We start from the raw sequence: 24,562 nt of genomic DNA on the forward strand, positions 1-24,562 counted from the left end.
AGTTCGGTGCGATCATCGCTCCCGCATCAAGCCCCAGAGCCACCGCCTGCTCATCTCAAGCGATGGCCGCGATGTCCCCGTCGTCAAAATAAATGGCCTGATGCAGGCGCCCGCCCAGCGCAGCCGCGAACCGAGCGAGCACATCCTGACCTGAGACTTGCCCCCGCTCGATCTGCGACACACGCCCCTTGGTGACGCCCATCCGATCGGCCACCTGCTGCTGTGTGAGCCCCCGAGCCCTCCGCAGTTCCGCCAGACGACGCCCGGTCACCTCCGCAAGCAGTTCTTCCTTGCCTTCCTTCACAGCCTCCTCCCCGCCGGCACGGGCAACGTGCTCGGCACGGATGTCCTGCCATCGCGTGTAACCACTCACGATCTTTCTCCTTCTTCCTGAGCACGTTCCTTCACATAGAGTTCGTAGCGCTGTTCGGCCAGGGGAATCGCCTCTCGATACCACTCGTTCCAGCGACCCGACTTGTCTCCGGCCACCAGCAGGACGCTGGAACGCCATGGATCGAAGGCGAAGAGGATGCGCACTGTTCCAGGGCGCAACTCCTTCAGGTTCGCCATCGACGAGCCGTGAATGGTGTCCACCAGCGGGCGCCCCAATCCAGGACCTCCCTCCGCCAGCGCATCCAGCGCCTGCACCACCCGGGCATGTGTCTGATCGTCGAGGCTGCCGATCCAGTCACGCACCTCGTCGACAAGGAAGATCTCCCACTCACCATGCACACAAGAAGTATAGCGAAATCTAAACCCTGGAGAGGGGCGAGACAGGTGATCGGAGTGGTCGAGCACCGGAGCTCGCGGAGGCGCCGCCGTTATTCGAGGGTGGCCATGGCCTGCTCGACGAGTGCGCGGATCTTCGCATGGGACCGGTTCACCGCCTGCTGACCGGCGGAAAGGGTCTCCCACCGTCCCCGGCACGGGGTACGGACCGTGCCGTCGACACCCCCGGTAGCCCTTGTCTGCCCAGCCCCGGAGGCCGGCCTCGGCAAGGGAGCCGACGATGCCGTCTTCGCGGGCCGCGCGGACGTCGTGGACGGCGCCGGGCAGGGCCGGTGAGGCCCACAGCAGACGGCCGAAGCTTTCGGCGAGGACCGCGGGGCCGCCGGTGCCGGGGCCGCGGTGGGGTCACGGCGCCGGGAAGGTGGGCAGGGTGAGGGACGTGTGGGCGGGGTGGGGGGCCGGGGAGGGGAGGGAGCCCAGGGTGCGCAGGCGGGCGTTGCGCCCGGCGAGGGCCGGTGCGGTGGGCGGCAGGAGGGTGCTGCCGCCCTCGCCGACGAGGTCCTGGTTGCGGGTGACGAAGGCCCGGGTGCCGTGCTCGTAGGCGGCGAAGCCCGCGGTGTGGTCCCGGCCGGCCAGGGACGCCGCGAGCGTGTAGGCGCCGACGAGGGCGAGGCTGGTGCCCTGGCCGGTCAGGAAGGACGGCGCGTACGCGGCGTCGCCCAGCAGGGCGACCCGGCCGCTGGACCAGCGGGGCATGCGGATCTGGCCGACGGCGTCGAAGAACAGGTCGTCGGCCTCGCGGGCGGCGGCCAGGAGGTCCGGGACGTGCCACCCCGCGTCGGCGAAGACGTCGGTGAGGAGGGTCCGTTGGGCCCGCGGGTCACCGAACAGGTTCCTGGGCGGGCGGGGATGGGCGAAGGCGAGCAGGGCGTGCACCTCGTCGCCGCCGCCGACCGCGTAGAGGGCCGCGGCCCGGCCGGGGGTGTTCCACAGGACCACCTCGTCGGCGAGGGCGAGGGTGTTGGGCATCGTGAACACGGCGAAGCAGTGACCGAGGTGGCGGTGGAAGCGGTCCTCCGGGCCGAACAGGAGCTCCCGGGTGCGGGAGTGGGTGCCGTCCGCGCCGACGACCAGGCCGAAGGTGCGGCGGGCGCCGCCGTAGAAGGTCACGTCGACGTGGCCGGTCCGGTGACCGGTCCGGGCGGGGTCGAGGGTGTCACTCGGCTCGACCGGCTCGATCGCGTCGATCGAGTCGATCGAGTCGCCGAACAGGAACTCCACGTCGTCCCGGACGGCCCCGTACAGGACGTCGGTCAGGTCGCCGCGGCGCACCTCCAGGTCGCGTCCCCCGGCACCGCCCGTGACGGAGTGCGGGGGGAGGGAGGCCACCTCGGTGCCGTCGCCGTCCAGGAAGGTGAGGCGGCGCAGGCCGATGTGCGCCTCCCGCAGCCGGGGCAGCAGGCCCATCCGCTCCACGACGTCGAGTGCGGTGCCGCGCACGTCGACGGGGTAGCCGCCGCTGCGTGGTGCGGGGGCCTTCTCGACGACGGTGACGGGGTGTCCGAGGCGGTGCAGCCAGTGGGCGAGGGACAGGCCCGCGACCCCCGCGCCGGAGATCAGGACCGGCTCCGGAGACGGGGTGTGCGGACGGCCGGGCCGGGCGGTGCGGGTCATGGCGTGACTCCCTTGGTCGGGGTGCGGGTGAGGAGCAGGGCGGGCAGGGTGAGCAGGCCCGCCAGGACGAAGCCGGTGACGTAGGCCGATTCGGCCGCGACCGTGGAACCGGACGGGGTCGCGGCGGTGAGCAGGGCGCCGGCGAGCTGCGCGCCGACGACGTAGCCGAGCACCCGGCTCACCAGGATCAGGCTGGTGGCGACACCGGTCTCGCCCGCGCCGACGGCCGTGGCCGTGCTGGTCATCAGGGCGGTGACGCACAGGCCGTTGGCCAGCGCGACCAGCGTCTTGCCGGCGGCGACCTGCCAGATCTCGCTGTGCGCCGCCGCCAGGAACAGCAGGGAGAGGGTCATCGTGACGACTCCGGCGGCGACCACGGCGCGCGGGCCGAACCGGCGCTCCCCGAGACCGCCGAGCGGCCCGGCCGCGGTGGCGGCGACGGCGCCGGGGAGCAGGACGAGGCCGATGGCGGCGGCGCCCAGGCCGAATCCGTGGGCGGCGCCACGTTCGTCGAGCAGTTGGGGCACCAGGAAGACCGCCGTCGACGTGCCGAGGCAGATCACGAAGGTCAGCACGCAGGCCCTCCAGATCGCGGGACGGGCCAGCAGGCGCAGGTCGATCATGGGATCGGGCGCTCGCCGTTCCACGGCCACCCATGCGGTGCCGAGGGCACCGAGGAGGACGAGGAGCGCCCCGAGCACCACGGGGTGCGCGCCCGCCTCGGGGGCCAGGGCGAGGGCGAGGACGAGGGTGACCAGCGTCCCGCTCAGGAGCAGCAGGCCGGGCCAGTCGGTCCGGGTGCCGCGCGGCCGGCCCGGCGGGTCGGCGGGCATCAGCCGGCGCACCAGCAGGGTGGATCCGGCGACGGCGACGGTGGGCAGGGCGAACATCCAGTGCCGGGACAGCGACTCCGCCACCGGCCCGGCGGCCAGCATGCCGGCCATCCCACCGCCCACGAACAGGCCGCCGACGGTGCCGATGGCGACCTTCGCCCGGCCCGCGGGCAGGTGGGCGCGCACCACGACGAACGACAGGGGCAGCGCGCCCACCATGGCGCCTTGCAGCACCTGTCCGAGCAGCAGCAGGGGCAGGTTCGGGGCCAGCGCGGACACGGTGCCGCCGACCGTGACGACCGCCATCAGCCGCACCAGGACCGTCCTGCCGCCGTAGCGGTCGCCGAACGAGCCCGCCAGCGGGGTGACGAGCGCGCCGGTGACGAGCAGCACGATGCCGAGCAGGGCCGACCCCGAGGGATTCAGGCCGAGTTCGCGTTCCAGGAGCGGCAGCGTCGGCGCCACCACCGACTCCAGGGCGCCGGCGGACAGCGCCAGCAGGCCGAGCGCCCCGACGGCTGCCCTGCCCGTCGGGGGTGGGGCGGTGGGGGCCTGGGTCGTGGTCATGGGGGTCCTTTCCGGCGGGAGGGGTCGGGGTGGTGAGGATGGGCGTGGGTCGCGGGGCGTGGGGTCTGCGGGGCGGCGCGTCGTGTGGTGTGCGGGGCGGGTTGCGGGGCGGCCGGATGCCGGCGGGGCGCCGGGTCGTGGCCTGCTGCGGACGGATGCGGGTGCGGATGCGGATCCGGATTGCGGCTGTCGGCGGGTGCGGATGCCGGTCGCGCGGACGGCCGTGGCCCGCACGTCGACCGCGCGGGCGCGGGCGGCGGGGCGGCCCCGGACCGGCGCCGGGATGGGTCGGGTCCGGAGGGGATGGATCGGGACCGACGGGGATGGCCAGGGACCGGCGGGGCCGGTGGGACCGATGGGGCCGGTGGGACCGATGGGGCCGGTGGGACCAACGGGGCGGCGGGGCCGTTGGGCCCACCGGAGCCGCCGTCAGGGCCGCCGCCGTGGACGCCGGTCCGGGCCGCCGTCACGGGTGCCGTCCGGGGCGCGGTCACGGACGCCGGTCAGGGGCGGCGTCGCAGGACGCCCCGGGCGGGCAGCGTGACCGCGAGCAGGGCCAGGCCGCCGACGGTGATCACGAAGCCGCCGTACACCAGGGGCGGTACGTGGGGCAGCGCGCCGGTGGTTCCGCGCACCATCGGGATCAGGGTGGCCGCGGCGATCGCCGAGCCGAGGGCCACGCCGATGGCGGAGACCAGCAGGCTCTCCCAGCGGAGCATGGCCAGGACCTGGCGCGGGGTCGTGCCGACCAGGCGGAGCGTGCCCAGTTCGCGACGGCGGTCGAGGACCGTCATCACCAGGGTGTTGACGGCGGCGACCGCGGCGAAGCCGCCGAGGAGGGCCGCCATCGTGCGGTTGGTCCAGTCGCCCAGCCGTGCCTCAAGGCCGCGTTCGGCGGCGTGGCCGGACGCGTCGGTGACCGTGCCCAGCGCGGCGAGGGACTCCTTCGTGCCGCCCCGTACCAGCAGGGTGCTGTCGAAGCCGGAGGTGACGTGCTCGGCCAGGGACGCCCGGTCCATGGTCACCGTGGCCAGGCCGAGGCCCCGGCCGTAGACGGCGACGATCTCGGGGGCGGCCCGGGTGCCGTCGGGGAGGTGGAGCGGGAGCCGGTCGCCGACGCCCGCGTCGGCCGCGGTCGCCAGGGTCCGGTCGACGGCGATCCGGCCGGGGCCGATCCGGTCGAGGCTGCCGTCGCGCACGTCGAGGTCCTGCACCGCCGCGAGTTCCGCACCGGTGCCCGTGATGCCCTGGACCCGGGCCCCCTGCAGGGCCGCGAACTCCCCCGACCCCACCGGGACCAGCACCTGGGTGGTCAGCAGACCGACGGCCGCCTCCACCCCCGGCTGCCGGGCGGCACGGGCCGCCGCGTCGACCGGGAGCCCGGCCGGGTCGGTCACCACGTGGTCCGCGGTGATGCCCTCGCGCAGCTGCCGGTCGGCGACCCGGTGCTCGCTGGTGTTCATGAAGACGAGCGTCGAGGCGAAGGACAGGGCGAGCACGACCGGGGTGATCGCGGAGGCCAGACGGCGCGCGTTCGCGCGGGAGTTGGCGGCGGCGAGCCGGGCGACCGGGCCCGCGCCGCGCAGTGCGGGGCCGAGGAGTCCGACGCCCAGCCGTGCGATCAGCGGACCGAGCAGGGCGACGGCGAACATGAAGCACATGACGACGCCCAGTGCCGCGCCGGCCGCGTCGTCCCCCGCGGAACGGGCGGAGACCCCGGTGAGGAACGCGCCGCCGACGAGGGCGGCGACACCCAGAGCGGTCCGGACGGGCCCCGGGCGCAGCCGCTCCACCGAGGCCTCGGTCAGCGCCTGACCCGGCTTGATCCGCGCGGGCCTGCGGCCGGCCGCCCAGCCGGCGCCGAGCGCGGTGAGCAGTCCGAGGCCGACGGCGGCGAGCAGCGGGAAGGCGGAGACGTGCACCCGCACCGCCCCCGGGATCGCCCCGCGGTCCTGCAACTGCCCGAACCACCAGTGCGCCAGCCCGAGGCCCGGAAGGCAGCCGAGGAGCCCGGCCAGGGGGGCCACCAGGAGCGCTTCGGAGGCGACCGCGCGGCGGATCTGCCGCGGGGTGGCGCCGACCGCGCGCAGCAGCGCGAACTCGCGAGCCCGCTGCGCCACGGACAGGGCGACGGTCCCGGCCGCGGTGAAGACCGCGACGAGGGTGGCGATGCCCCCGAACGACGCGCCGATCCCGACGAGGGTCTCCTTGGCGTGACCGAGGAGCGGGTCCTCCAGCGCACCCCGGTCGTCGCCGACGTGGACCCGCGCGCCGGTGCCGTCCAGGGCCGTGTGCACGGCGGCGGCGAGGGCGCCCGCCTCGGTGCCCCGCCGGGCGAGGACGACGACGGCGTCCGCCGTGCCGGGGTGACCGGCCAGAGCGGGAGCCTGCACGTCGGCGAACCAGGCGAGGGCCGTCCCCGCGGAGCCGGTGCCGCGCGGTCCGGGGGCGTCCCCGGGCCCGGGCGCCGCGAGGCCCGCGACGCGGAAGTCCCGCCGCCCGGCCGCGGTGTCCAGCGTGAGGGTGCCGCCGGTGCCGGTCCCCAGGGCGCGGGCGGTCCGCGCGTCGAGCACGACCTCGCCCTCGCGGGGTGCGGAGCCTTCGCTGAGCGCGGTCCCGGTGAAGGCGTGGGACCCCCATCCGTGCCCGGTGAGCGCCCTGACCGAGCCGGCCGGGGCGGAACCCCCGGGACCACCACCGGCACCCCCGGAACCATCGGTCCTTCCGGCCGTGGCGGCCGTGACGGCCGTGACGGCCGGGGCGGCCGGGCGGACCGGGAAGGTGAAGTCCGCGACGACGTCCGCCGCGCCGGGTGCCCGGGCGGCCCGCTCCGCCAGCGCGACGTCGACGCGCGCCGTGTCGGGCAGCGGGACCGCCTCCTCCTCCCGGTCCTCCCCGCTGCCGGTGACGACGCGCACGTACTGGTCGGCCGCCACGACGACCGGCGCGTCGGCGTAGCGCTGCGGCGGCACGCTCGCGCGCAGGCCGGTCTCCAGCAGGACCCCGCACGCCGTGACGATGAGCGCCGACATCATCAGCGCGAGGAAGGTCCCGGCGAAGGACGCGGGCTTGAAGCGGACCGCCGCGCGGGCCAGGCCGTTGGGACGCCTCATGCCGCCACCCCCGCCGTCCTGCCGGCGCGGGCGATGAGCACCGTCATCCGCTGCGCGATCCGTTCCGCCGGGGCCCGTTCGAGATGGCCGGCGAGGGTGCCGTCGGCGAGGAACAGGACCCGGTCGGCCCAGGCGGCCGCGGCCGGGTCGTGGGTGACCATGACGACGGTGGCGCCGAGGGCGTCCACCGCGTTCCTCAGCAGCCCCAGGACCTCGGCGGCGGCCCCGGTGTCGAGGGCGCCGGTGGGTTCGTCGGCGAACACCACGTCCGGCGCGGAGACCAGGGCGCGGGCGACCGCCACCCGCTGCTGCTGGCCGCCGGACAGTTCCCCGGGCCGGCGCCCCGCCTTGTCGGCGAGCCCGACCTGCGCGAGCACCTCCGCCGCCCGCCCCTGGTTGCCGCGGCGCACCCCGGCCAGGCGCAACGGCAGCAGGACGTTCTGCTCCACCGTCAGCGACGGCAGCAGGTTGAACGCCTGGAAGACGAAACCGAGGCGGCTGCGGCGGAGTTCGGTCAGCTCGTTCTCGCTCATGCCGGTGATCTCCGTACCGCCGAGCCGTACGGAACCCACCGACGGCCGGTCGAGTCCGGCAGCGCACTGGAGGAAGGTCGACTTGCCGGACCCGGAGGGGCCCATGACGGCGGTGAAGGTGCCGCGGGCGAGAGCGAGGTCGACGCCGGCGAGGGCGTGCACGGCGCCCGCGCCCCGGCCGTACTGCCGTTGCACGCCACGGAGTTCCACGGCGGCACCGGACCCGTCGTCCGGCGCCGCGAGGCGCCCGTCCCGGGCTGGGGGGTGCCCGTCCGGGACTGTGGCTGTGCGGCGCCCGTCCGGGGCGGTGGTGCGCCCGTCCGGGGCCGGCCCGTCGCCGGGCGCCGTCCGCCGCTCGCCCCTGCGTAGTCTCATGGCTGCTCTCCCTCACTCCGGTGCGTGACCGTTCGTCGGTACGGGGCAACCGTGCGACGAGGGTCGGGCGCCGGGCGTCATACCGGGGAGCCGATGTGGGAGTGCTACCCCGGTAGGGGGTGGAGGAGGGCCGCGGGGAGACGGTGCGGCGCGGGAGGCGGTTTCGGGAGCGGTGCGCCGGGGCCGGTCGCCTACTCCCCCGGGGTCACCAGGCCCGACTCGTAGGCGAGGACGACCGCCTGTGCGCGGTCGCGCAGATTCAGCTTGGTGAGGACACGGCTCACGTGCGTCTTCACCGTCTGCTCGGCGAGGACCAGGATCTCGGCGATCTCCGTGTTGGACCGGCCGCGGGCGACCAGGGTGAGGACCTCGGTCTCGCGTTCCGTCAGCGCCTTGAGCCGCGTCTCGGGTCTGCCCCGCGCGGCAGGACGCTGCCGGGCGAAGTCCGCGATCAGCCGGCGGGTCACGGACGGGGCGAGCAGCGCGTCACCCGCGGCCACGATGCGCACCGCGGCGATGAGGTCGGCGGGCGGTGCGTCCTTCAGCAGGAAACCGCTCGCGCCCGCCCGCAGCGCTTCGTAGACGTAGTCGTCGACGTCGAACGTGGTGAGCATCAGGACCCGCGGCCGGTGCTCACCCGCGAGGCCCGGGCCGACCGGGGCCGGGGCGGTGGCTCCGCCTGCGCCCGACGGGGGCGCGAGCAGCCGGCGGGTGGCCTCCAGCCCGTCCATCTCGGGCATCCGCACGTCCATCAGCACGACGTCCGGACGGGTGCGCCGGCTGAGTTCGACGCCCCGCGCACCGTCGGAGGCCTCGCCCACCACGTCGATGTCGCTCTGGGCGGCCAGCAGGGCGGCGAACCCGGCCCGCACCATGGCCTGGTCGTCGACGATGATGACGCGCGTCGTCACGTGAAGTCCCCTCCGGTCTCTCCGGTTGCCCTGGTTGCCCCGGTCTCGCTGGTCTCTCCGGGTTCACCAGTCTCCCGGGTCTCCCCGGTCTCCCCGATTTCCCGGTTCGTTCCGGTCGCGCCGGGCGCTTCGGTTTCCCGTGGCGCTCCGGATTCTCCTGGCGCTCCGGTTTCTCCAGGCGCTTGCGTGGCTCCGGGCGCTCCGCTCACGGGCAGGCGGGCGGCGACCCGGAATCCGCCGTCCGGCAGCGGCCCCACGTCGAGGGTGCCGCCGACGAGTCGCACCCGCTCGCGCATGCCGACGAGTCCGTGTCCGGTGCCACCGCCCGCTTCGAGCGGCCGGCCGGGTGGCCGGGGCGGCGGCCCGTTGACCACCAGCACGGTGAGCAGTCGACCGTCCCGGTCGCCCTCCGGCTCCGGCTGCGGCTCCCGGCCCGGGTCCGGGTCCGGCTGCGACCGCGACTGCGACTGCGACAACGTCAGGGACACCCGGGTAGGGGCTCCCGGTGCGTGGCGTACGACGTTCGCGAGGGCCTCCTGGACGATCCGGTACGCCGAGAGCCCCACCGCGTCGGGCACGGACACCTCGCCCTCGCCCTCGCACGGGCTGTAGTCCACCGGCCCGCCCGCCCGTGCCGTCGCCTCCACCAGCTGTCCGATCTGCGTCAGGCCCGGCTGGGGCCCGAGTTCACCGCGCGCCTCCTCGCTCCGCAGGACGCCGAGAAGGCGACGCATCTCCCCCAGCGCCTCCCGCGCGGTCGACGCGATGGTCGTGAACTCCCCGCGCACGTCCGAGGGAAGGCCCGGCAGGCGGTACTCGGCGGTGTCGGCCTGCACCGTGATGACGGACATGTGGTGCGCCACCACGTCGTGCAACTCGCGGGCGACGCGGGCGCGTTCCTCCAGCAGGGTCCGCCGGGCGCGCTCCGCCTCGCTGATCGTCTCCTGCTCGGCCAGCCGGCGCTGCACCTCGTACCGCTCGCGCAGCGCACCGCCCAGCAGCAGCGCGACGCCCCCGAGAATCGTCAGCAGCAGTTCCTGGGCCCCGACGCCGTGCGGGGCGACGAAGCCGAGGCCGACGTTGGCCGCCGCCGTCGCCAGCCACACCAGCAGCAGCGTCCGGCGGCGTTCGCGCAGGCCCAGGGCGAGGCAGAGCGCGACGTACCCGACGAGCCCCGGGGGCGGGAACGGCCACAGCAGCCGTTCCTCGAAGTCGACGCCCAACAGGGCGACCGCCCCGGCCACGTCCGCGACGAAGACCACGCACCAGGCGCGCAGCGGTCGTGCGACGGCGAGCAGCAGCGGCGCGGCCTGCCCGACGGCCAGCCCGGCGGCGACGGCGCCGTTCAGTCCGTAGTCGGCGGTGAGGACCACGATGGTGGTGGGCAGCAGGGAGACGGCCAGGACGAACGCCAGCGCCCACGGCAGCGCCCGCACCCACCGCCGCGAGGACGTCGCGAGCAGCGCGCGCGGCGGTTCCTCCTTCACCGGAGTCAAGGGCCCACCCTCTCGTGCTCGTGTACGGTCGGCGACCGGCCGCCCGGCATCCGACCGTCCGGCACGTGGCAGTCCGGCAGGTGGCTGTCCCGTACGTGGCGTTCCGGCACCTGGGGTTCCGGCGGCACGTGTACCTGCGGGTGCACGGGAACCCACCGTAGTCGGCCGCGAGGGCCGGACCACCGGGCCGACTCCGTCCGGCACGACCGCCGCGGGTGCGTCGCCGTCGGGGGCCCAGGTGCTGTCGGGGGCCCAGGTGCTGCTGGGGAGCCGGCCGGGGCGGTGACGGCCGGCCGCGCGGTGGCCGCTCGCCTTGCCCCGGAACTCCGCATCCGCCCGTCTCCCTCCGTCCCGTCCCCGCTCACGCTGCGCAGGGTAGGGAAGAAAGCGCCCGTGAGGCGTCACCCCGGGGAGCCATGTCCGGGTGATACCCCGGTAGGGGGGTGGCCGGACCGGGACAGCACCGGGCCGGCACCGGCGACCGGGAGCCGCCGGGTGTCCCTCCGTCCGGCTCCGAGCCCGACCCCGACCCCGGCCCCAGCCTCCTCCGAACCGCCCCTCGTGCCCGCCCCTCCGCCCGTCCCTCCGTGCCGCCCCTCCGCCCGTCCCTCCGTCCCGTCCCTCCCGGCTGCCCCCTCCCCACGACGGCACCCGGACGACACACTGGGGATCAGTGAACGGGGCCGGAAGGGGCGTCGCCGCCGGAGGGGGACGAGGCATGCGGGACAGTCATCGGGCGGAAGCCGAGCGGTTGTTGGGCCGGGCCGTCGAGGAGGAGGTCCGCCGCACCGGGGGACGTACGGACGGGAAGGTGCTCCTGAGCCGGGCGCGCGGGGCGCTCGACGCGATGGCGGCGACCGCGGCCGAGGAGTACGAGGCGTACGTGAACGCGCTGGACGAGGCGGAGGCCGGGCGGCTCACCTTCCGCCAGCGGTACGCCCGTGAGGGCGCCGGGACGCCGTTACTCGTGGCCGGGGTGGCCGGCGTGGCGGCGGTGGTCGCCGACGTGGCGCTCGGCACCGGCGTCGGGACGGCGGTGAGCGCCGGGGTGACCGTGGGCGTGGCCGGGGCCGCCGCGACGGTGATCAAGGTGGCCGGGACGCACGTGCCGGCCGCGCACCGCCGGGCCGGTTCGGTGAGCCAGCCCGGCGGGCCCGAGCAGTTGCGGCTCCAGTGGCTGACCGCCCTGGAGGTGCGGGGCATCCGGCCCTTCCTGGACCAGCAGCGGGTGCTGGCCGCGTCGACCGGTCCGCGGAAGACGGGGCCGCGGCTGCGCGGCGCGGACAAGAGCGCGGCGGCGCGCGGGCGGACCGCACTGGAGCAGTCGTTCCGGCAACTGCCCGAGCCGGTCGGGCTGTTCGCCGGACGTCGGCAGGAGATGGGCCGGATCCGGCAGTGGGTGCAGTCCGCGCGGGCGAACACCGAGACCCGGCCCACGGTGGTGGTGCTGCACGGCGCGCCGGGCAGCGGGCGGACCACCCTCGCGGTGCGGGCCACGCACGAGCTGCGGGACCACTTCCGGGGAGCCTGCGTGGTGGACCTGCGCGCCGACAGCCCGGGCGAGCCGCCGCTGTCCACCCGGGACGCGCTGCTGCACCTGCTGAACCGGCTCGGCGCGCCCCGCGAGCAACTGCTGTTCCGCGAACGCTCCTCCGCCGACCAGCAGGTCAAGCGGCTGAGCGAGCTGTACCAGCAGCACCTGACGGGGCTGCCGGTCACGATCGTCCTCGACGACGCCTCCGACCCGATGCAGGTGCGCGCCCTCGTCCCGGAGCGGTCCGACAGCCTGATCCTGGTCACCGCCCGCGCCCCGCTCGGACTGCCCGACGACCTGCCCGCGCGGGTGCACCAGCTGGCCGTGGAGGCGCTGGACCCGGCGGGCGCGGAGGAACTGCTGTCGGCCGCCGCGCAGGACTCCTCCGGCCCGTACGACGCCGAGGCCGTGGACCGGGTGCGGGAGCTGTGCGGCGGGCTGCCGCTGGCGCTGCGGATCGCCGGTTCCTCGCTCGGCCCGAGATCACCGCGCGCCCTCGCCGCCGACCTGGGCGCCTACGGACCGGTGGAGCCGGTGGAGCGCGCGCTGTGGCTGCGCTACACCGACCAGACGGAGACCGTACGGCGACTGCTGCGCCGGCTGGCGCTGGCCGGCCGCGCCTCGCTGGGCGCCGCGGCAGCCGCCGCGCTGCTGGCCACCGACGAGACCGAGGCGACCCGGCACCTTCGGGCCCTGGCCGGAGCCGGCCTGATCAGCCCTGTCCGGGAGGGCCGGTACCGGCTGCACGACACCGTGCGCTCCTTCGCCCGGGCCCGGCTGCACGACGAGGAGGACCCCGCCGAGCGGTCGGCGGCGCAAGAACGGCTGATCGTGAACTACGCCGAGCTCGCCGACTCCGTCCTGCGGCTGGTCGACGGCAACGTGTCGACCCGGTCCGACCGCTTCGGCTCCTACGGCTTCACCTCGCTGGAGGAGGCCCTGCGCTGGCTGGACGACGAGTCCAGCTTCATCACCGCCGCGCTGCGGCACACGGAGGGCGTCGACCGGGCGGCGGTGCTGAACCTGCTCGGCGCGCTGTGCGACTACTGCCTGCTCCGCGGCGACCTGTACCGGCTGGGCGAGATCAGCGAGCTGGCGCAGGCCGTGGACGAGGGTCTGCTGGTGAGATCGGTGCAGTGGCGCACCGGCATCGCCGCCCGGCAGCTGGGCGAACTGGACAAGGCCCGCACCACCCTCACCTCCGTGGTGGACCTCTACCGGGAGGCGCACCACGACGCGGGCGCGGCCCGTGCGCTCGCCTCGCTCGGGATCACGCTGCACCACCAGGGGAACCTGACGGAGGCGGCGGCGAAGCTGCGGGAGTCCCTCGCCCTGCAGGCCGCTCCCCAGCTGGCCACGGACCGGGCGTGGACGATGCACGCGCTGGCCGCCGTCGAACGCGACCGGGCGCGCCTGTCCGAGGCGCTCGGCCTGCTCACCGAGTCCCTGGTGCTGCACCGCGCGGGCGAGTCCGTGCACGGCCAGGCGTGGGCACACTTCCAGCTGGGCCAGCTGCACCTGCTGCTGGGGGACGCGGCACGGGCCGAAGACGAGCTGCGCACCGCCCTGGAGCTGTACGGCCGCACCCGGGACGGCCGCGGGGAGGCCTGGGCGCTGACCCAGCTGGCCCGGACCCGGCTGGTGACGGGGGACGCCTCCCCGGCGGTGGAGGACCTCCGCGGGGCTGCGGCCCGGCACCGGGACAACGAGGACGCGCGCGGTGAGGCGTGGACCCTGTACTACCTCGGCCAGGCCCTGGAGGAGACCGGCGACCTGGACCGCGCGGTGCGCGAGCTGGAACGCTCCCGCACGATGTTCTCCCGGATGCGGGACGTCTACGGCCTGGCCTGCGCCCGGCACCACTCGGCCCGGGTCACCCGCGACCAGCGTGCGGCCCGGACCGGCTCGCTGCGCAACTCCGGGTTCGCCCGTCAGCTGCTGGTGGACGCCCGCGCCGACTTCCGGCGCATCGGCGTCGCGCACGGTGAGGCGTGGACGTGCCTGGAGCTGGCGGTCGTCGACGCGGGGAACGCGCGCACGCAGCAGGCGCTGGCGCTGTGCGACGAGGCGGTGCCGCTGTTCGCCTCCTACGGGGACCGGCGCGGCGAGGACTGGGCCCGCTTCCTGCGCTGCACCCTCCTCCCGTACGCGGCCCCCGGTGGCACGGAGGTCGGCACGGCGGTGGCCCAGGAGGAATTGTCCCGGCTCGCGCGGGACAGCCATCCGCTGCGCGACGAGAAGCTGGACGACTACGTGGAGGCGTTCCAGCTGCTGCTGGAACGCGGCGTCACCCTGGAGGCGGGCTGGCAGGCCTGGCGCCTGGGCATGGTGCCCGGCCGTCACGCCCGCGAGGTCATGGGCGTGCAGGTCACGGCGGAGCCGTAGCCGGGTGGCGGGCGGCCGGGCCCCTCCGGCCGACGCCCGGCCGGAAGGCGGGCAGCGGGGCCTGCCCGGCGACTCCAGGGGAGGTGAGGCGTGCGGAGCGGCACGCCGGTGCCGAACCGCAGCGCTTCAGGCGTGAGGGACGGCACGTCCGATGCCGACCGCAGCGCTTCCGGCGTGGGGAAGGGGCCGGGCCGTGGGACGGCGGCCTGTACCGCGCAGGCCGAGGCTGGCGGACGGCGACCCCCCGGCTCAGGCCGTTGCCGTCGAACCGCGACCCGCCCGGCTCAGCACAAGGTCGTGAAGGGCGACCCCGCCCGGCCCTGCGCCGGGTCGTGAAGGGAGCCGTAGGGGGCGACCCGCCCCGGCGCGGGGCCGAGGAGGCGGCAGCGCCCCGTGTCCGGGGGCCGGGAGGCCGGGAGGCCGGGAGGCCGGGAGGCCGGGAGGCCGGGAGGTGGCCCGGGCCCGGGCCGGGCCGAGGGAGGCGGCGGCGACCGACGCGTGGCCGCGGGAGACGGCGGCGACCGGTGTCGCGGGCCAGGAGGCCGTGAAGTGGCCCGGGGCCCGGCGGGCCGGACCGTGGGCTCTCCGCCGGGGCGGAGAGCCCACGGTTCAGTCCTTCTTGTCCTTGGCGGCGCCGGAGGCAGCCGTCGGTTCGGCCTCCGCGCCCGCCTTCGCGCCCGGCTCCGCGCCCGGCTCCGGGGACTCGGTGAAGTCGACCCTGTTCATGTGCCGGTTCATCGACTTCATCAGGGCCCAGACCGCCAGGGCCATCGCCGCGAAGACGATGAACCCCAGGACGCCGGGGGTGACCTTGTTCTTGTCGAATTCCTCGGCAAGGGGGACCAGGTGCGTCACTGCCAGGCTTGCACTCGCGCTCATGTCAGCCATTGTCCCGGATGCCCGCGAAGAGGTCGTCCTCGGGGAGGGAGGTGTCGACGAGGGACTTGGCGAGCTCGTACTCCTCGGTGGGCCAGACCTCCTTCTGGATCTCCATCGGAACCCGGAACCAGCCGCCGTCGGGATCGATCTGCGTGGCGTGCGCGATCAGCGCCTTGTCGCGGATCTCGAAGAAGTCGGCGCACGGGACGTGCGTGGTGATCGTGCGTTCCTTGCGCTCGGAGTCGGCCCAGCGCTTGAGCCAGTCCCCGTAGGGCGACTCCAGGCCGCGCTCCAGCAGGGCCTCGTGCAGGGCCTCGGTGCGGGGACGGTTGAAGCCCTGGTTGTAGTACAGCTTCAGCGGCTGCCAGACGGGGCCGAACTCGTCCTCGGGGTACTTCTCGGTGTCCACCGCGCCCTCGAACGCCACCATCGTGATCTTGTGCGTCATGATGTGGTCGGGGTGCGGGTAGCCGCCGTTCTCGTCGTAGGTGGTGATCACCTGCGGGCGGAAGGAGCGGATCCTGCGCACCAGCTCGCCGGCCGCCCGGTCGACGTCCTCCAGGGCGAAGCAGCCCTCCTGCAGCGGCGGCAGCGGGTCGCCCTCGGGCAGGCCGGAGTCGACGAAGCCGAGCCACTCCTGCTCGACCCCGAGGATCTCGCGGGCCTCGTCCATCTCCTTCTTGCGGACCTCGTGGATGTGCTCCTCGATGTAGGCGTCACCCTGGAGCTTCGGATTGAGGATGGAGCCGCGCTCCCCGCCCGTGCAGGTCACCACCAGCACGTCCACCCCCTCGGACACGTACTTGGCCATGGTGGCCGCGCCCTTGCTCGACTCGTCGTCGGGGTGGGCGTGCACGGCCATCAGTCGCAACTGGTCAGTCAAGACTCAAATCCTCAGTCGGTCGGCGCCCTGCGTGCGTCGGCGCGGTCTCGGGCTTCTATAGTGACCGAACCGGGGGGCGAATAATTCCGGGGCTCCGCTCCGGGCCTCCCACGGGACCCGGGTCCCCCTTCCTGCCGAGGAGACGATCATGACGACGGCGAGCACGCGACCGCCCGAGGGCCGCTACGGCCGTTCCTCGGATGAGCGTGCCGACCGGATGCTCAAGATCATCGGAGCCGTGCTGGGTGCGGCGATGCTCGGGCTGCTCGGCTGGTTCGGCTACCACTACGTGGTCCAGAACGAGATCAGCGCGGAAGTGATCAGCTTCGACGCCGGGGAGAAGTCCGTGCGCGTGCACCTGGAGGTGCACAAGGACGCGGACACCGCCGGCTACTGCACGCTGCGCTCGGTGGACTCCACCCGTGCCGAGGTCGGCCGGGCCGACTTCCGCTTCGACGGGGACCGGACCCGCATCGACGAGGTCGTCACGCTCCGCACCACCGGCAAGGCGACGTCCGCCGAGCTGATCGGCTGCCACGCCGACTGATGCCGCCGTCAAAACACAGGCGCTGACCTGCGACGACATGAGTCCGGTGGCTTATGTCCTCCCCCTTCCTGCCCTGAATTGTTAGGCTCGTGGTTTCGCCCATCCGTGGAGGAACATCTTCTGGGGAGGGCGATCCTTTGTATTCCCAGTCCTACGAGGAGCACCTGTGACCCAGACCAGCGAGAACGTCACCTGGCTGACCCAGGAGGCGTACAACAAGCTCAAGGACGAGCTTGCGTACCTTACTGGTCCCGCGCGCACGGAGATCGCCGCCAAGATCGCCGCCGCGCGTGAGGAGGGCGACCTGCGCGAGAACGGCGGGTACCACGCGGCCAAGGAGGAGCAGGGCAAGCAAGAGCTCCGCGTGCGCCAGCTCACCCAGCTCCTCGAGAACGCCCAGGTTGGCGAGCCTCCGGTGGCCGACGGTACGGTCGCTCCCGGCATGGTCGTGACCATCGCGTTCGACGGCGACGAGGACGACACCCTGACGTTCCTGCTCGCCTCGCGGGAGTACGCGAGCGCCGATGTGGAGACCTACTCCCCGCAGTCCCCGCTGGGCTCGGGCGTGATGGGCCACAAGGTGGGCGAGGACGTCCAGTACGAGCTGCCCAACGGCAAGATGGCCTCGGTCCGGATCCTCAAGGCCGAGCCCTACGACGGCTGAGCCGCCCGACGGCCGACCTACGACGGCTGAGCTGCACGAACGACCGAGCCCCACGGCGGCCGAGCCCGCCGCACCGGCCCCGCGCCGGTCTCGCAGCGGCCCCCGTGCGGTCCGACCGGCCCCCTGTCCCGCGCCTCCCGCGTGGGGCAGGGGGCTTCGTCATGCGTTCGTCATGCGGCGGCCGAGCGGTACTTGCGCACCGCCAGCGTTCTGAAGACGACGATGATCAGGACCGAGTAGATCAGCGACGCCCACACCGGGTGCTGCATGGGCCAGGCGGTCGACGGGGACACTCCGGGGTTGCCGAAGAGTTCCCGGCAGGCCTGGACGGTGGCGCTGAACGGGTTCCACTCGGCGATGTGGCGCAGCCAGGGAGTCATCTGACTCGCGTCGACGAAGGCGTTCGAGATGAACGTCACCGGGAACAGCCAGATGATCCCTCCGGAGGTCGCCGCCTCGGCGGTCCGCACGGACAGGCCGATCAGCGCGCCGATCCAGGTGAAGGCGTAGCCGAGCAGGAGCAGCAGGCCGAAGCCGGCCAGGATCTTGCCGACGTTGGTCGGCTCCGCGGAGCCGGGACGCCAGCCCACGATCAGGGCGACCACCGCGAGGACCAGCAGGGTGATGGACGTCTGCACGAGGTCGGCGACCGTGCGGCCGGTGAGCACCGCGCCGCGGGCCATGGGCAGCGAGCGGAAGCGGTCGATGAGTCCCTTCTGCATGTCGTCCGCGATGCCTGCTCCGGAGCCGGCGGTGGCGAACGTGACGGTCTGCGCGAAGATGCCGGCCATCAGGAAGTTCTTGTAGACGTTCGGGTCGGTGGTGTCGCCGATCTTCATCGAGCCGCCGAAGACGTACGTGAACAGCACGACGAACATCACCGGCTGGATGATCCCGAACAGGACCATCTCGGGGAAGCCTGTCCGGCCATGTCGTCACTCTTGCAGCTCGCCTCGTGGCCCTGTTCTCCCAGGTCAGCGGCGGTGAACTCCGGGTCGACCGCTCCGGTCACCAGCATGTGAGGCAGCCGGCAGGCCGGGGGCACAGGCGCCGCGTCGAAGCCCCTGAGCGCCTCCAGGGCGGCCTGGTACTCCCCCGAGCTGTGCCAGTGGTGCACGCGCCGGTACAGCGTCGTGTAGCCCCGTCCACCGATCCTCTCGGACCCGCTGTACTCGTTCCACGGCTTCGAGGTGCGCAGCTTCTCCAGCATCACGTCGAAGGCGCCGCGTACGTCCTTCCACTGGCGCGTGCCCGACAGGATGTCCTTGACCCGGTCCCACATCTCGTCCGTCAGGGCCGCAGGCACCGGCGTGCCCGTCTCGCGGTGCCACTCGGTGATCGGGTCGACCAGACCCTTGTGCCGGGGCACTCCCTTGTCGGTGATCTGCACGCGGATGTCGAGCAGGTCCATCAGGTCGAGCTTCTGCGTCAGGGTGAAGTCGCGCTCGGTGTTGACGTTGGCCACCGCCTTGAGCAGGTCACGGGCGCGCTCCTCCTGGGCCTCGGCCTCCTCCAGCCACTCGGTGACGCGGTCCTTCTCCTCCGCCAGCTCGGTCTCCTGCGCCTTCAGCTCGGTCTTCAGCTCCTCGACGAGCTTCGCGTCGTCCTGGTCGGCGTCGTCCTCGTCCACGGAGGCGAGAAGCAGGGCGATCTTCTTCTTGCGGTTCTTGCGCTTCTTCTCGATATGCACGTCCAGCTCGGAGATGCGGCGGCGGTAGGAGGCGGCGCGCTCGGGGACGGTGCCCAGCCAGCCCTCGACCAGTTCTTGCAGCTTGCCCTTGTTGTTCAGCAGGCCCTCGATCTCGGACCAGACAGCCGCGTCCACCTCGTCAACCGGCAGTTCCCAGCAGTCCTCGTGCCGCTCGGTGACCTCTGTGCCCTGTCACCCGGCCATGCATCGGTAGTACCGGCCGGCGGTGTTGACCGCGCGTCCCTCCGTCACGGATGCGCCGGTCCGGTGGGCGCCGCACACGGAGATCAGCCGGTTGGACAGCAGGTACTTAGATGCGGCGACGTTCCGTATACGGGAGGTGCGGTCCAGGTAGGCGAGCACGGCTTCCGCGCGGTCGTCCTCCAGGGCCTTGGGGACGTCGATGCGGAAGGTGGTGGTGATCTCCTCGCCGTCCTCGTTCTGGCCGCCGAAGTTGAACTCGACGTAGCCCTTCAGGCTGGCCCGAATCCGGCGGGCGAGGTTGCCGCCCTCCCAGAGCTTGCCCGTGCGGGTCCGGTAGCCCATCGAGTTCAGGTGGCGAGCCACGTCCTCGCGCGTCACCGGCTCGGGCGCGTCGAGTACGTAGTCGGCGAAGGCTTCGACCTGCTTGACCTCGGCCGGGTTCAGAGCGGGCTCGCCGTCATCGTTGAGCTTCACGCCGAAGGGCGGTTCGCCCAGCGGCCAGCCACCGGCCGCGAGCTTCTGCATCCGGCCGCCCATCGTCCGCTCCAGGATTAGGGCGTGCTCGACCTCGGCCATGTAGGCGAGGAGGGAGAGCTGGATGCCGAACATGTCGTCGTCGGAGTCGATGCGGCCATCAGCGGTGACGATGCGGACGCCCCGGTCGGTGACGTCGTAGGGTCTGCTGCAGGGTTGGGTGACACCTGACTTGGCTTGCTGAGAAGCGGCCTGGAAGGATGTTGCAGTGCCCAAGCCGTATCCGAAGGAGTTCCGCGAGGACGTCGTGCGGGTCGCGCGTAACCGCGAGCCTGGCGTCACGCTGGAACAGATCGCCGCCGACTTCGGCGTCCACCCGATCACGTTGTCGAAGTGGCTGCGCCGCGCCGACACCGACGAGGGCGCCAGGCCCGCGACGGCGTCGGGTGAGTCGGCCGAGCTGCGCGAGGCCCGCAAGCGCATCCGGCTGCTGGAGCAGGAGAACGAGGTGTTGCGGAGGGCTGCGGCGTATCTGTCGCAGGCGAACCTGCCGTCAAAATGATGTACCCGCTCGTCGCGAGCTGGCCGCCGCCGATGCCCCTCACCGGGTACCGGTGGCGGTGACGTGCCGGGTGCTCAAGCTGGCCCGCCAGCCCTACTACCGGTGGCTGGACCGGCCGGTCACCGATGCCGAACTGTCCGAGGCATACCGGGCCAACGCCCTCTTCGACGCTCATCGTGACGACCCGGAGTTCGGTCACCGCTTCCTGCTCGACGAGGCCCGCGCCGCCGGTGAGGCGATGGCGGAGCGGACCGCCTGGCGGATCTGCCGGGACAACGGCTGGTGGAGTGCCTTCGGCAAGCGCAGGGGCCGTGGGAGGAACGCCAAGGCCGGGCCGCCTGTCCATGATGATCTGGTGCGGCGCGACTTCACCGCGGACGGGCCGAACCGGTTGTGGCTGACGGACATCACCGAACACGCGACCGGCGAGGGCAAGCTGTATCTGTGTGCCGTCAAGGACGTGTACTCGGGCCGCATCGTGGGCTACTCCATCGACGCCCGGATGGAGTCCCGCCTCGCCGTGGCCGCGTTGGAGTCCGCCGTCGCCCGCCGCGGCCAGGTGGCCGGTTGCGTGGTGCATTCGGACCGCGGCTCGCAGTTCCGGTCACGGAAAGTGGCTGCCGTACTCACTCGGCACGGCCTGGTCGGCTCGATGGGCCGCGTCGGGGCCGCCGGCGACAACGCCGCCATGGAGAAGAGTTTCTTCGCGCTGCTGCAGAAGAACGTCCTCGACCGCCGCGCCTGGGCCACCCGCCAGGAACTGCGGATCGCGATCGTCACCTGGATCGAGCGGACCTACCACCGGCGTCGGCGTCAGAGACGTCTGGGCCGATTGACCCCCGTCGAGTACGAGACCATCATGACCCCACCCGCAGCTCTGGCTGCATAAACCCCGCTGTCACCCGATCATGCAGCAGACCCCACCTCGGGCGCTGACTTCTTAGGTGCATTCTTGGTCGCAGGCTTCACGTCGGGCGTCTTCTTCGTGGGCGCCTTGGGCTTGGCGGCCTCTGCCTTCTTGGGCTTCTTGGCGACCGGCGTCGGAGCGACGGAGGTCTCGGCGACATGCACATGCGCGTCGTCCTGCGCGGGCTCCTTCTGGCCGTTCGAGGCGGTGGAGGGGTAGTTACTCTCTGGGGCGGCAGCGGGGGCAGGAGAGGGGGCTTGGGGGTCCTGCTCACCTATCTCTACAGAGTCCCAGCCGCTCGGGATGCCCGCCTTGGTAGGGGCGCCCTCGTCGTCACGCTGCTCGGCGTCGTCGATGTCGTCGGTATCGAGGGACACGCTCGGTTGTCTCGCGCCGCCGTCGAGCGGGCCTTTGATTCCGACGAAGGCCAGCCAGCTCATCGCGAGGGCCATCGTGGCGGCTCCTGCGCTGGTCCGGACTCGTCCCTTAACGCGACGACGACGGTGTGTAGACATGGGCAATCCCGAGGTCGATGTGTTGCCGTGTGCAAACGCTCCGTCATATGAACACACCAGACACCTTGATCGGAATCTCAGATTCCGATTATAGGCACGCTCGATCGAACACCTACCGATCAGTTACCCCCTCTGACCTGGTACGAACGCATGTTCGACTGCTCGGAAAAACTTTAGGACCAAAACAGCGAGACCCGAAGCTGGACTCCTCACCCTGCTCCGGGCCTCTGATCTGGCCTTTAGTTCGGGCCACCTCTCGACGCCGTGAGCACTTGGGAGGCGGTCGAGTGCCGCGTTCCGCAACAACCAAGCGCTTTCGCCTACCCCGTCACCTACGCCCGAAAGCATCTAAAACCACCCGTTCCGGGGCTTGAAATCCTCTGTGCCCATGCGGCAACTCTCTGTAGCGTCAGGGCCTGATCGAGCACCAAGAGGCGCAACGAGGTCATCGATGCACAAGGGGTTGATCCTGATCAAGGTATTGACGAAGGTGCTCGGAACGGGTGCGGCAGCGGCGACTCTGGTGATGGGCACGGCCTTCTCGGCCCAGGCCAGCCCGCAGGCGATCGCCCAGGCCAAGCTCCCCTACCTGTCTGGCGGCAGGGTCTACGCCTCGGCGACCCTGTGGGGACCCAACCCGATCGGCACGAAGCTCTGCGTCTACCTCAACACGCAGCACCCGTACTACCCGGACATCACGGTCGCGTCCGGCTGCAAGTCGTTCACCGCTGGCACGCACAAAGTGTCCGCTCCCAAGCCCGCGTGCGGCAACATGACCACGTATGCCGCTGTGGTCTACAAGGGCGACACCAAGTGGACGGGCAGCACCAAGTACAAGCTGTTCTGCTGACGTCACACACAGAAGGAGGCCCGGAGCTTGCATGCCATGCTCCGGGCCTCTTGCCGTTCTTCTGATTTATGCCAGACGCGGCCTGGATTCACGCTCAGTTTGCCGCCGAGCGGTACTTGCGCACCGCCAGAGTCCGGAAGACCGCGATGATCAGGACGGACCAGATGATCGAGGCCCAGATCGGGTGCTCCATCGGCCACGCACCGGTGACCGTCTTCGGGACGCCCGGCATCGTGTTCCCGAAGAGTTCACGGGCGCCCGCCACCGTCGCACTGAACGGGTTCCACTCGGCGACATGCTGGAGGAACGTCGGCATACCGGTGACCGGCACGAAGGCGTTCGAGATGAACGTCAGGGGGAACAGCCAGATCAGTCCACCGGAGGTGGCCGCCTCGGGGGTGCGCACGGACAGCCCGATCAGCGCGCCGATCCAAGTGAACGCGTAGCCGAGCAGGAGCAGGAGCAGGAAGCCGCAAAGCACCTTGCCGATGTTCTCGTGGGTGCGCCAGCCGACGATCAGTGCGACTCCCGCGAGCACGACGATGGTGATGGTGGTCTGCACGAGGTCGGCGAGTGTACGTCCGGTGAGGACGGCGCCCCTTGCCATCGGGAGCGACCTGAAGCGATCGATCAGCCCCTTGTGCATGTCATCTGCGATGCCCGCGCCCGCGCCGGCCGTGGCGAAGGTGACGGTCTGCGCGAAGATCCCGGCCATCAGGAACTCTTTGTACAGCTGCGGGTCGGTGGAGCCGCCGATGCTGATCGACCCACCGAAGACGTACGTAAAGAGCACAACGAACATAACTGGCTGGATGACCCCAAAAAGGAGCATCTCAGGAATCCTGGTCATCCGGATTAGGTTCCTGCGGGCGATGACCATCGAGTCGGCAACCATGCTCATGCGACGCTCCCCTCCCCCGCGCTCAGGCCCTGACCAGGGATGCAACGTGAGTTGAAACGAAATCCAACTGAGCGAACAAGATTCGGGATCCGGGCCATGCGGATCAGGTTGCGCTTGGCGACGATCAGGGAGTCGCGGACCGACTGGCCGATCGGGTTGCCGGGTGCCGTGCTGGTGCGCACGGCGTCGGTGACGGCACTCACTTCGCGGTCTCCTTCTGCTGGGGACGCCCCTCGGCGGTCCCGGTCCCGTTGCCGTTGTCCTCGGCGCGCTCCGCGACGTGTCCGGTGAGGGAGAGGAACACGTCGTCGAGGGTGGGGCGGCGCAGGCCGATGTCGTCGATCTCGATGCCCCGGGCGTCGAGCTCCCGGATGACCTCGGCGAGCAGCTTGGCGCCGCCGGTCACCGGCACGGTGAGCTTGCGCATGTGCTCCTCGACCGTGGTCTCACCCTTGCCGAAGCCGCGCAGGACCTCGGAGGCGGTGGCGAGGTGCTCGCGTTCGCGCACGACGACCTCGACGCGCTCGCCGCCGGTGCGGGCCTTGAGCTGGTCGGAGGTGCCCTGGGCGATGACCCGGCCGTGGTCGACCACCGCGATGTCGTGCGCGAGGTGGTCGGCCTCCTCCAGGTACTGGGTGGTGAGCAGCAGGGTCGTCCCGCCCGAGACGAGCTGCTTGATGACCTCCCACAGCTGCTGGCGGTTCCGCGGGTCGAGGCCGGTGGTCGGCTCGTCCATGAACATCACGGGCGGCGAGACGACCAGGGCGGCGGCGAGGTCGAGGCGGCGGCGCATGCCGCCGGAGTAGGTCTTGGTGGTGCGGTCGGCGGCGTCCGCGAGGTTGAACTGCTCCAGCAGCTCGTCCGCGCGCGCCTTGGCCGCCTTCGACTTCATCTGGTACAGCTGGCCGACCATCTGGAGGTTCTCCCGGCCGGTCAGGTATTCGTCCACCGCGGCGAACTGGCCGGACAGGCCGATGGAGCGGCGCACGGCGTCGGGGTGCTTGAGCACGTCGATGCCGGCGACGACCGCCGAACCGGAGTCGGGTCGCAGCAGGGTGGTGAGGCAGCGGACGGTCGTCGTCTTGCCCGCGCCGTTGGGGCCGAGCAGGCCCAGGACGGTGCCCTCGGGCACCTCGAGGTCGACGCCGTCCAGCGCCTTGACGTCTCCGAAGGTCTTCACCAGACCTTGGGCATGGATGGCGCCTGGCATATCAGTCTCCACGTCGTCGGGGATTCTTCGAGAAGCCTAGATTTGTGCGTTTTCTTCTGCCGAACTTTTTGCCGCAGTTCTTGCCGCCGCGGGACGGCACCGGGGCCGCGACAGTCACCGCCACAG

Annotated in this window: 21 protein-coding genes and 2 pseudogenes; 5 read left to right on the plus strand and 18 right to left on the minus strand. The window is 72.4% G+C overall.

What is annotated here, in order from left to right; genetic code table 11:
• Nucleotides 1-55: 55 nt before the first annotated feature.
• From AC02VZ_RS17065 to AC02VZ_RS17105, 9 genes and pseudogenes are all read right to left on the minus strand, one after another.
• Nucleotides 56-373: a helix-turn-helix domain-containing protein gene (locus tag AC02VZ_RS17065; protein WP_432058649.1), complete on the minus strand. Its 318-nt coding sequence runs from the start codon at nucleotides 371-373 to the stop codon at nucleotides 56-58.
• Nucleotides 370-732, minus strand: coding sequence for a type II toxin-antitoxin system RelE/ParE family toxin (locus tag AC02VZ_RS17070; protein WP_432058650.1), 363 nt, complete (start codon nucleotides 730-732; stop codon nucleotides 370-372). Before AC02VZ_RS17070 ends, AC02VZ_RS17065 begins: the two co-directional genes overlap by 4 nt.
• A gap of 92 nt (nucleotides 733-824) precedes the next feature.
• A pseudogene (locus AC02VZ_RS17075) lies at nucleotides 825-1,101 on the minus strand (transposase family protein); the annotation flags it as partial.
• A 33-nt stretch (nucleotides 1,102-1,134) separates the two neighbouring features.
• Complete coding sequence (locus AC02VZ_RS17080; RefSeq protein ID WP_476475775.1) at nucleotides 1,135-2,403, minus strand: FAD-dependent monooxygenase; 1,269 nt, start codon at nucleotides 2,401-2,403, stop codon at nucleotides 1,135-1,137.
• Nucleotides 2,400-3,803: an MFS transporter gene (locus tag AC02VZ_RS17085; RefSeq protein ID WP_476475776.1), complete on the minus strand. Its 1,404-nt coding sequence runs from the start codon at nucleotides 3,801-3,803 to the stop codon at nucleotides 2,400-2,402. Before AC02VZ_RS17085 ends, AC02VZ_RS17080 begins: the two co-directional genes overlap by 4 nt.
• A gap of 503 nt (nucleotides 3,804-4,306) precedes the next feature.
• Nucleotides 4,307-6,916, minus strand: coding sequence for an ABC transporter permease (locus tag AC02VZ_RS17090; RefSeq protein ID WP_476475777.1), 2,610 nt, complete (start codon nucleotides 6,914-6,916; stop codon nucleotides 4,307-4,309).
• Complete coding sequence (locus tag AC02VZ_RS17095; RefSeq protein WP_476475778.1) at nucleotides 6,913-7,824, minus strand: ABC transporter ATP-binding protein; 912 nt, start codon at nucleotides 7,822-7,824, stop codon at nucleotides 6,913-6,915. Before AC02VZ_RS17095 ends, AC02VZ_RS17090 begins: the two co-directional genes overlap by 4 nt.
• Nucleotides 7,825-8,015: 191 nt before the next feature.
• Nucleotides 8,016-8,735: a response regulator gene (locus AC02VZ_RS17100; protein ID WP_476475779.1), complete on the minus strand. Its 720-nt coding sequence runs from the start codon at nucleotides 8,733-8,735 to the stop codon at nucleotides 8,016-8,018.
• Nucleotides 8,732-10,231, minus strand: a complete 1,500-nt coding sequence (locus AC02VZ_RS17105) for a histidine kinase (RefSeq protein ID WP_476475780.1) — start codon at nucleotides 10,229-10,231, stop codon at nucleotides 8,732-8,734. Before AC02VZ_RS17105 ends, AC02VZ_RS17100 begins: the two co-directional genes overlap by 4 nt.
• A 718-nt stretch (nucleotides 10,232-10,949) precedes the next feature.
• Between AC02VZ_RS17105 and AC02VZ_RS17110 the strand changes: the two genes are divergently transcribed.
• The gene (locus AC02VZ_RS17110) at nucleotides 10,950-14,150 is read left to right on the plus strand and encodes a tetratricopeptide repeat protein (protein ID WP_476475781.1); all 3,201 of its coding nucleotides are present in this window, start codon (nucleotides 10,950-10,952) and stop codon (nucleotides 14,148-14,150) included.
• Between the two features lie 609 nt (nucleotides 14,151-14,759).
• Here the strand turns inward: AC02VZ_RS17110 and AC02VZ_RS17115 are convergent.
• Nucleotides 14,760-15,038 (minus strand): hypothetical protein, encoded by a 279-nt coding sequence (locus AC02VZ_RS17115; protein WP_476475782.1) that lies wholly within the window; start codon nucleotides 15,036-15,038, stop codon nucleotides 14,760-14,762.
• Nucleotides 15,031-15,912: a mycothiol conjugate amidase Mca gene (mca, locus tag AC02VZ_RS17120; protein ID WP_476475783.1), complete on the minus strand. Its 882-nt coding sequence runs from the start codon at nucleotides 15,910-15,912 to the stop codon at nucleotides 15,031-15,033. Before mca ends, AC02VZ_RS17115 begins: the two co-directional genes overlap by 8 nt.
• Nucleotides 15,913-16,060: 148 nt before the next feature.
• Here mca and AC02VZ_RS17125 point away from each other — a divergent pair, with 148 nt between their 5' ends.
• Together AC02VZ_RS17125 and greA are read left to right on the plus strand one after the other, a co-directional pair.
• A complete protein-coding gene (locus AC02VZ_RS17125; RefSeq protein ID WP_432058798.1) occupies nucleotides 16,061-16,459 on the plus strand; it encodes a DUF4307 domain-containing protein in 399 nt (132 codons plus the stop codon).
• A 166-nt stretch (nucleotides 16,460-16,625) separates the two neighbouring features.
• On the plus strand, nucleotides 16,626-17,123 hold the full coding sequence (greA, locus tag AC02VZ_RS17130) for a transcription elongation factor GreA (protein WP_432058799.1): 498 nt from the start codon (nucleotides 16,626-16,628) through the stop codon (nucleotides 17,121-17,123).
• A gap of 170 nt (nucleotides 17,124-17,293) precedes the next feature.
• Here greA and AC02VZ_RS17135 read toward each other — a convergent pair whose 3' ends face one another.
• Genes AC02VZ_RS17135 through AC02VZ_RS17145 form a run of 3 tightly spaced genes read right to left on the minus strand, consistent with a single transcriptional unit; the run spans nucleotide 17,294 to nucleotide 19,767 of the window.
• Nucleotides 17,294-18,031 (minus strand): ABC transporter permease, encoded by a 738-nt coding sequence (locus AC02VZ_RS17135; protein WP_476475784.1) that lies wholly within the window; start codon nucleotides 18,029-18,031, stop codon nucleotides 17,294-17,296.
• A complete protein-coding gene (locus AC02VZ_RS17140; RefSeq protein WP_476475785.1) occupies nucleotides 18,001-18,948 on the minus strand; it encodes a hypothetical protein in 948 nt (315 codons plus the stop codon). Before AC02VZ_RS17140 ends, AC02VZ_RS17135 begins: the two co-directional genes overlap by 31 nt.
• Before the next feature lie 57 nt (nucleotides 18,949-19,005).
• Entirely contained in the window at nucleotides 19,006-19,767 is a 762-nt protein-coding gene (locus AC02VZ_RS17145; RefSeq protein WP_476475786.1) for a recombinase family protein, read from the minus strand.
• Between AC02VZ_RS17145 and AC02VZ_RS17150 the strand changes: the two are divergent.
• A pseudogene (locus AC02VZ_RS17150) lies at nucleotides 19,760-20,942 on the plus strand (IS3 family transposase). The gene AC02VZ_RS17145 and the pseudogene AC02VZ_RS17150 sit on opposite strands and share 8 nt — an antisense overlap.
• 17 nt (nucleotides 20,943-20,959) lie before the next feature.
• Here the strand turns inward: AC02VZ_RS17150 and AC02VZ_RS17155 are convergent.
• The gene (locus AC02VZ_RS17155) at nucleotides 20,960-21,412 is read right to left on the minus strand and encodes a hypothetical protein (protein ID WP_476475787.1); all 453 of its coding nucleotides are present in this window, start codon (nucleotides 21,410-21,412) and stop codon (nucleotides 20,960-20,962) included.
• A gap of 553 nt (nucleotides 21,413-21,965) precedes the next feature.
• Here AC02VZ_RS17155 and AC02VZ_RS17160 point away from each other — a divergent pair.
• A complete protein-coding gene (locus tag AC02VZ_RS17160) occupies nucleotides 21,966-22,325 on the plus strand; it encodes a hypothetical protein (protein ID WP_476475788.1) in 360 nt (119 codons plus the stop codon).
• Between the two features lie 94 nt (nucleotides 22,326-22,419).
• Here the strand turns inward: AC02VZ_RS17160 and AC02VZ_RS17165 are convergent, their stop codons facing one another.
• From AC02VZ_RS17165 to AC02VZ_RS17175, 3 genes are read right to left on the minus strand one after another with little or no spacing between them, the layout of a single operon-like run.
• Entirely contained in the window at nucleotides 22,420-23,226 is an 807-nt protein-coding gene (locus AC02VZ_RS17165) for an ABC transporter permease (protein WP_432058802.1), read from the minus strand.
• Nucleotides 23,223-23,429: an integral membrane transport protein gene (locus AC02VZ_RS17170; protein WP_432058803.1), complete on the minus strand. Its 207-nt coding sequence runs from the start codon at nucleotides 23,427-23,429 to the stop codon at nucleotides 23,223-23,225. Before AC02VZ_RS17170 ends, AC02VZ_RS17165 begins: the two co-directional genes overlap by 4 nt.
• Nucleotides 23,426-24,436: an ATP-binding cassette domain-containing protein gene (locus tag AC02VZ_RS17175; RefSeq protein ID WP_476475789.1), complete on the minus strand. Its 1,011-nt coding sequence runs from the start codon at nucleotides 24,434-24,436 to the stop codon at nucleotides 23,426-23,428. Before AC02VZ_RS17175 ends, AC02VZ_RS17170 begins: the two co-directional genes overlap by 4 nt.
• Between the last annotated feature and the right edge of the window lie 126 nt (nucleotides 24,437-24,562).

Source organism: Streptomyces sp. 3-6 (assembly GCF_056323165.1).

Coding starts and splice junctions, on each gene's coding strand:
- AC02VZ_RS17080 (WP_476475775.1), bottom strand. CDS start 2,403: ATGACCCGCACCGCCCGGCCCGGCCGTCCGCACACCCCGTCTCCGGAG.
- AC02VZ_RS17085 (WP_476475776.1), bottom strand. CDS start 3,803: ATGACCACGACCCAGGCCCCCACCGCCCCACCCCCGACGGGCAGGGCA.
- AC02VZ_RS17090 (WP_476475777.1), bottom strand. CDS start 6,916: ATGAGGCGTCCCAACGGCCTGGCCCGCGCGGCGGTCCGCTTCAAGCCC.
- AC02VZ_RS17095 (WP_476475778.1), bottom strand. CDS start 7,824: ATGAGACTACGCAGGGGCGAGCGGCGGACGGCGCCCGGCGACGGGCCG.
- AC02VZ_RS17110 (WP_476475781.1), top strand. CDS start 10,950: ATGCGGGACAGTCATCGGGCGGAAGCCGAGCGGTTGTTGGGCCGGGCC.
- AC02VZ_RS17115 (WP_476475782.1), bottom strand. CDS start 15,038: ATGGCTGACATGAGCGCGAGTGCAAGCCTGGCAGTGACGCACCTGGTC.
- AC02VZ_RS17125 (WP_432058798.1), top strand. CDS start 16,061: ATGACGACGGCGAGCACGCGACCGCCCGAGGGCCGCTACGGCCGTTCC.
- AC02VZ_RS17135 (WP_476475784.1), bottom strand. CDS start 18,031: ATGGTCCTGTTCGGGATCATCCAGCCGGTGATGTTCGTCGTGCTGTTC.
- AC02VZ_RS17155 (WP_476475787.1), bottom strand. CDS start 21,412: ATGGCCCTCGCGATGAGCTGGCTGGCCTTCGTCGGAATCAAAGGCCCG.
- AC02VZ_RS17165 (WP_432058802.1), bottom strand. CDS start 23,226: ATGAGCATGGTTGCCGACTCGATGGTCATCGCCCGCAGGAACCTAATC.
- AC02VZ_RS17175 (WP_476475789.1), bottom strand. CDS start 24,436: ATGCCAGGCGCCATCCATGCCCAAGGTCTGGTGAAGACCTTCGGAGAC.